Source organism: Oscillatoria sp. HE19RPO, from assembly GCF_024220515.1.
GTDB lineage: Bacteria > Cyanobacteriota > Cyanobacteriia > Cyanobacteriales > Laspinemataceae > Laspinema.
Genome location: NZ_JAMXOT010000357.1, coordinates 1 through 5,739, shown reverse-complemented (window position 1 = coordinate 5,739; position 5,739 = coordinate 1). Strand labels below are relative to the sequence as shown.

6 protein-coding genes are annotated in these 5,739 nt (G+C 48.0%); all 6 read left to right on the top strand.

All coding sequences use genetic code 11. The features are described 5' to 3' along the window. A partial coding sequence (locus tag NG833_RS26400; protein ID WP_254568254.1) for a hypothetical protein occupies window positions 1–302 on the top strand: 302 nt, incomplete at its 5' end. Next, window positions 241–642: a hypothetical protein gene (locus NG833_RS26395; protein ID WP_254568253.1), complete on the top strand. Its 402-nt coding sequence runs from the start codon at window positions 241–243 to the stop codon at window positions 640–642. The genes NG833_RS26400 and NG833_RS26395, both read left to right, overlap by 62 nt. Window positions 643–837: 195 nt before the next feature. Beyond that, window positions 838–1,173 (top strand): DUF6825 family protein, encoded by a 336-nt coding sequence (locus NG833_RS26390; RefSeq protein ID WP_254568252.1) that lies wholly within the window; start codon window positions 838–840, stop codon window positions 1,171–1,173. Between the two features lie 195 nt (window positions 1,174–1,368). Further along, window positions 1,369–3,096: an AarF/ABC1/UbiB kinase family protein gene (locus NG833_RS26385; RefSeq protein WP_254568255.1), complete on the top strand. Its 1,728-nt coding sequence runs from the start codon at window positions 1,369–1,371 to the stop codon at window positions 3,094–3,096. Window positions 3,097–3,203: 107 nt separating this feature from the next. Next, a complete protein-coding gene (locus NG833_RS26380; protein ID WP_254568251.1) occupies window positions 3,204–3,932 on the top strand; it encodes a Stp1/IreP family PP2C-type Ser/Thr phosphatase in 729 nt (242 codons plus the stop codon). Between the two features lie 682 nt (window positions 3,933–4,614). After that, window positions 4,615–4,821, top strand: coding sequence for an NblA/ycf18 family protein (locus tag NG833_RS26375; protein ID WP_254568250.1), 207 nt, complete (start codon window positions 4,615–4,617; stop codon window positions 4,819–4,821). The last annotated feature ends 918 nt before the right edge of the window (window positions 4,822–5,739 follow it).

Below are 5,739 nucleotides of genomic sequence, written 5' to 3'. Positions count from 1 at the left end.
GAAAAATCGTTATTTCCTGTAGGGGCGCTTCGAGAAGCGCCTGTCCAAGAGGTAAATTTGATGATGAAAAATCGTTATTTCCTGTAGGGGCGCAAGCATTGCGCCCCTACAAATCAATACACCTTGACAGGGCTAGGGTTAAAACCCCCGTCGGGTGTTGCCACGAGGAAACCCAAGGTATGATGAAGCCTGAAAAATCAAGAATTCCTAACAATTCTGGGAAACCCGAGAAGAAACTTTATGAAAAATACCCTGCTCTATTCCACCCTGTTGGGATTATCCACCCTGTTCCTCGCCCCTAGCGCCAGGGCGCAACTGTTACCGCAACCCTGGGTTTCCGTCGGAGTGCAAGAGAGTGAACCCACCTTTTCTGTCGGAGTCCGGGGATTGGGCTTAGGGCTAGAATTGGGGTTGACCGATGAGAGTGCGGTGGGGATTGACGTGATGAAATTTATCAGCCCCCCATTGATTGGTCAGATTTCCGGCTATGTCGGGGTGGGGCTTTATAACGACCCCGATAATGGACAAGAGTTTGCTTATTCGGCAGGGGTGCAAATCTTGCCCGATGGTAACTTTTTCTTTGGGGCGGGATACCACAACCTGCGAGGGATTAACGGTCAAATTGGGTTCAAACTTTATTAGAACTGTGGCCCTAGTCTGAGGCGATCGCCCGAAGACCCCACGGATTCAGGGGTCTTTTTAGCGTTTTAATGCAAGAAATTCGAGGCAGATGTTGGCTATAGGTGGTTTTTAGCCCGAAGACCACTTATTAGAGCCTGCGCCATCGCACTCATCAACGTTATAATTCTTTACGGAAGCCTGCGTATAATAATTTAGATGAGTAAACCTGTAGTCGATGCCTTTTTTGTGGGGAGAGCCTTATCCCAAGCGCTTTACCACGAGCTAGAAAAAACCCTAACCAATGCCCTGAGCGATTTGGGTAAATTTGATGCAGAACAGCGAGAGCGTCTGCGGTTATTCACCCAAGAGGTGATGGAACGAGCGAGTCGCGAATCCGGGTTCGTGATGAACTCCCCTGCGAACTCAGGGATCTCGGGTCCCATCGGAAGCCCAATTCCTGAACCGGGGGATCTGCAAGCGACCATTGATGAGTTACGTGCAGAAATTGCCCAAGTTCGCGCTCAGTTACAGCTTTACCGGAGCCGTTCTTAAGTGCACAGAGGGACAGACTATGCCGCGATCGCCGCGTTGTCTGCAACCTGAAGCTGGATTCCGGATCCTAGATCCGCAGCAATCCTTGTCATCCTTAAATTATCGACCGATTAGATATAGCAGTCGCAAACCCGAGTGTCTGAACTCTTAAACGATCCCATCCCAAGTCCTGAAACTCCAGAAGGTCCTAAATTAATGAGGCGATCGGGAGGTCATCTCGCCATTCGAGGGAAAGGGGGAACCGTACCCTATCGTCCCAAGGCATACCGCTGGAGTCGTGCCAATTACTCCCCCAACCGGCGGCGGATCGAAATTTGGAATTTTGTTTTACAGTTTTTGGCGAGTCTGTGGTCCCTGAATAAACCCTGGACCTATAAAGGGGGGTTCACAGAAGCCAAACAAATCGCCCGACGGCGAAAACAAGCCAGTTGGATTCGCGAGACCTTATTAGAACTAGGTCCAACGTTTATTAAGTTGGGCCAGTTATTTTCCACGCGATCGGACCTGTTTCCTGGTGAATATGTGGAGGAGTTGGCTAAACTCCAAGATCGAGTCCCCGCATTTAGCTATGAACAGGCTCAAGCCATTATTGAAGAAGATTTTGGTCGCAAAGTAGAGGACCTGTTCCGCAGTTTTGATCCGGTGCCCCTGGCAGCAGCCAGTTTGGGTCAAGTCCACAAGGCACAACTCCATTCTGGGGAAGAAATTGTGGTCAAGGTCCAGCGTCCTGGACTCAAACGCCTATTTGGCATTGATTTAGCGATCGCCAAAACGATTGCCCACTATTTCCAAAATCACCCCCGTTGGGGTCGAGGTCGGGATTGGTTGGGGATCTATGACGAATGCTACAAGATCCTCTACGAAGAGGTTGATTATATTAATGAAGGTCGCAATGCGGATACCTTTCGCCGCAATTTTCGCGATAAAGAATGGGTGCGCGTGCCTCGGGTTTACTGGCGCTATTCTTCCCCTCGGGTGCTGACTTTAGAATACCTTCCGGGGATTAAGATTAGCCATTATGAAGCCCTAGAAGCAGCCGGACTCGATCGCAAAATTCTAGCGAAACTGGGAGCAGAAGCGTATTTGAGACAACTCCTCAATCATGGGTTTTTCCATGCAGACCCCCATCCGGGGAATCTGGCGGTGAGTCCTGATGGGGCGTTAATTTTTTACGACTTTGGCATGATGGGGCGGATCCGCACCGATGTTCGCGTCAAACTGCTGGACCTGTTTTTTGGGATTGCCAAAAAAAATGCAGAGGACGTGGTGGAGTGCCTGGTTGAGTTGGAGGCCCTGGCTCGCACCGATGATATGGGACCCGTGCGGCGATCGATCCAGTATATTCTGGATAATTTGATGGATCAGCCCTTTGAGGAGCAGTCCGTGGCGGCGATTAGTGATGATCTCTATGCGATCGCCTACGATCAACCCTTCCGCTTTCCCGCTACATTTACCTTCGTGATGCGTGCCTTTTCAACCCTGGAAGGTGTGGGGAAGGGTCTGGATCCCGAGTTTAACTTTATGGAGGTTGCAAAACCTTTTGCAATGCAGATTATGACGAATGGTAACTCGCTCGATCGCAATACGTTCTTCAATGAAATTGGACGGCAAGCCGCGCAAGTTGGAACCACGGCGTTGGGTTTACCGGGCCGAATTGAGGATACTATAGAGAAACTAGAACGTGGGGACATTCGCATCCGCGTCCGATCCATTGAAACCGATCGGGTGCTGCGGCGCATTGGTAACGTTCAAATGGGGACCAACTTAGCCTTACTGGTGAGTGCATTTACCCTCTCGGCAACGATTTTATTGGTGAACGATAAAATCTGGCTGGCCCTAATTGTCGGGGCTGTGGCACTATTGCTGGCGGGAAGTTTGATCCGCCTGATTATGCGGATCGAGCGGTCAGATAAAATGATGTAATGTTGTAACTTGGAACCCTTAGATTTGAAAGAAGGCGCGATCGCCTATTCAATCTAAACCCAATTTTCTATTCCCCCTGTAAAAGTTGTCATAGTAAGCGTTGAGTTATGAAACGATCTTTCGCGGGTCTGACGGATACGGGACTCGTTCGTTCTGTGAATCAGGACGCCTTCTATATCGATGACCCGGAGGGGCGATTTTTTATCGTAGCCGATGGTATGGGAGGCCATGCGGGAGGCCAAGAGGCCAGTCGAATCGCTACGGAAACCATTGAAAAATATTTAGTGGAACGCTGGAAGTCTTCCCAGAAGACTCCCGATCTGTTGAAAGAAGCTTTTTTGAAGGCCAATCAAGCCATTGTTGACGATCAATTAGACCATCCTGAGCGCTCAGATATGGGAACGACGGCGGTGGCGGTGGTGTTCCGCGATCGCAATCAACCCTGGTGCGCTCATGTCGGTGATTCTCGGTTATACCGACTGCGCGGACAGGAACTGACTCAAATTACGGAAGATCATACCTGGGTGGGACGAGCACTCAAAGCTGGACACCTCACCGTGGAGGAAGCGCGGAAGCATCCCTGGCGGCACGTTCTGGCTCAATGTCTGGGACGCCAGGATTTACAACAGATTGATTTGCAAGAGTTTGAGGTCCAACCGGGCGATCGCCTATTGCTCTGTAGTGATGGATTAACCGAGGAACTCTCTGCCGAGGCGATCGGCCCTAATCTGCAATTGCAACTCTCCGGTGACGAAGCGGCTAAGAAACTGGTGGATGCCGCTAAAAATCAAGGGGGACGGGATAACATTACCGTGGTAATCATTACCCTCGACTAAGGCGATCGCCAATCCCTCTAAGTCAGGGATTCCAGACATAACCGTTTCATCACCCCAGAAACCCTGACCAAAACTGGCCCGAAACCGGGTTTTTAATCCCAAACTGCTTCTCTCTTCCGGTTTTCCCATTCCCATCCTCTTCTACAGTGCCGATGCTCTAGAAAGATGGTAATAGCCAGACAGAAAAATTCACCTGTCGATCATCCATCGGATAGAGCCGCTTCTGCCATTCAGAAGCGGTTTTTTTACGTTTTGATCCATTTTTTACCAAAACTAATCGCTTAGAGGGCTAGAAAGCCTCCTGAAACGTATCTGGCGACAGAGGGCAACAGAGCTTCATATCCGTCATAGTAGAGATACAGTAAGAGCCACAATCGGTCTCTCAACCGGAAGAAATACCTATTTGGTTCAAACTGAGCAATTTTCAAAGATTTGATTTGATACAACCACTTTAGACCCAGGCTTCTACCCGTGAAACCTGCTAAGTCATCGTTTCCAGATAAAACCTCAAGGGCAAGTTTGTCATTTTGTCAAATCTTTGTTATATTTCTTAACAGGAGGCAACAAGGAAATCCTGACCGCCCCCAGCAAAGGCAGAAAGAGACAACAGATAAAGACGGGGTTACCCGCTTTACAACTCTCCTTCCAGCCCTGGTGACTATCAAACATTAGGAGTTTTACAATGAGCCAACCAATCGAGCTATCTTTGGAACAACAATTTAACGTCCGCGCCTTTGAAACCCAGGTTGAGAAAATGAGCCATGAACAGTCTCAGCATTTTCTCAAAGAACTTTACAAACAAATGATGGTGAGGGAAACCATGTATCAGCAATTCCTGAAACATGAATGGGGTTTAGACCAAGGACCTCGTTTTAGCAGTGAGTTTTAATAACCGTGCTAAGTTTTACCCAAGTCCCAACAGTGGGCGACCTCCGTCTCTTGCTTAGTTCCCAATGGGGAGAAAAGCTGGGGATGCTGGGGCGTCAACTTTATTTCATTCCCAACAAAAGAGACTATCTCCCAGATATTCTCCAACCCAATTTGATTAGATAAACCCTTAGTAAAGTTCGTTCATGAAATTCATCGTGTTTTGTCCAAAAAAGGACAACACAAACCCTTCTTGTAGTTCAAATCTTACTCAAACTTATTGTCCTTCAACTCGTGCCTGAGCAACTGCTCAGGCACAAGTTTTATGCATACTAATCCATCAGTGTTTATTATTTCCCCGTTCAACGTCCCGACTTCAGTCGTTCTCTTGTCAAAGTTCAACGTCCCGACTTCAGTCGTTCTCTTCTCTAAGTTCGTAGTAACGACTTCAGTCGTTATCTTCTCTAAGTTCGTAGTAACGACTTCAGTCGTTCTCTTCAATAGTTCAACGTCCCGACTTCAGTCGTTCTCTTATCTGAGTTCGTAGTAACGACTTCAGTCGTTATCTTCTCTAAGTTCGTAGTTAGTTCAATCTTGCACCCTCATGACTTACGCATTTTTGAAAGTCAAATCCTAAATGTAGAGGCGATTCGCGAATCGCCCCTACAGTTAAGGTTTGATGTTAGGCGATCGCGGAAGTCCTGACCCTTTTGAGTAAGCCCCAGTAGGCAGTGGATGGTATTGCAAATACAAACTTATGAGGGAGAACGACTGAAGTCGTTACTACAAACTTATGAGAAGAGAACGACTGAAGTCGTTACTACAAACTTATGAGGGATAACGACTGAAGTCGTTACTACAAACTTATGAGAAGAGAACGACTGAAGTCGTTACTACAAACTTATGAGAAGAGAACGACTGAAGTCGTTACTACAAACTT

Coding starts and splice junctions, on each gene's coding strand:
- NG833_RS26385 (WP_254568255.1), top strand. CDS start 1,369: ATGAGGCGATCGGGAGGTCATCTCGCCATTCGAGGGAAAGGGGGAACC.
- NG833_RS26390 (WP_254568252.1), top strand. CDS start 838: ATGAGTAAACCTGTAGTCGATGCCTTTTTTGTGGGGAGAGCCTTATCC.
- NG833_RS26395 (WP_254568253.1), top strand. CDS start 241: ATGAAAAATACCCTGCTCTATTCCACCCTGTTGGGATTATCCACCCTG.
- NG833_RS26375 (WP_254568250.1), top strand. CDS start 4,615: ATGAGCCAACCAATCGAGCTATCTTTGGAACAACAATTTAACGTCCGC.
- NG833_RS26380 (WP_254568251.1), top strand. CDS start 3,204: ATGAAACGATCTTTCGCGGGTCTGACGGATACGGGACTCGTTCGTTCT.